This is a genomic window from Cysteiniphilum litorale, from assembly GCF_003428165.1.
GTDB classification, from domain to species: Bacteria; Pseudomonadota; Gammaproteobacteria; order Francisellales; family Francisellaceae; genus Caedibacter; species Caedibacter litoralis.
This window is the reverse complement of sequence record NZ_QLIQ01000192.1, coordinates 1-552: the sequence shown is the minus strand read 5'-3', so window position 1 is coordinate 552 and position 552 is coordinate 1. Positions and strand designations below refer to the sequence as shown.

Sequence of the window (552 nt, the reverse complement as noted above, 5' to 3'; positions counted from 1 at the left end):
TTTCACCAATGGTTCCCCTAATAAAGTCACTAATGGCACCATGCATGGTATAAAGTGAATTTTCTTCTTCTGAATCTTTATGATCAATTAATGAGAATCTTAGCAATGTATTAAGTGCTATTGATAGTGCAAGTTTATCACCCTTAAAAATTTGTAACATAAGATCACGTGAAATACTTTCATGATGTAAAAACACAATATGCTCGAGTAAAAAATATGCCTCTTGTGAAGATTTTTTAACTTGATCTACCGTTAGTGAAGTCGTAATTTCCGTTGTCAAACTATAACCATCCATATATTCCTTCCCCATAGCTTTAGCTACTTCATAATTTGCTTTGGAAAGCTCATTTGCTCTCTGCTGATAAAATTCAATATACTGATCAACATCAACAAAAGACGTATTTTTTAAGTAGGCTAAAGCTTGACTTACCGATAAAGGGTGGTCATACAACAAATTTGCTAGCTCATTTAACTTATCTTTATTGTCTTTATACTGTTTTTGATCAAGTCTACTCAATAAAGTAACAGAGTCCTGTCGATCAAAACTCTTGA

The 552-nt window shown here is 32.4% G+C and carries 1 protein-coding gene; it reads right to left on the bottom strand.

Going from position 1 to position 552, the window contains the following annotated elements:
- The coding region (locus DNJ75_RS15240; protein ID WP_157968429.1) for a hypothetical protein at positions 1–517 on the bottom strand (517 nt) is incomplete at its 3' end.
- Between the last annotated feature and the right edge of the window lie 35 nt (positions 518–552).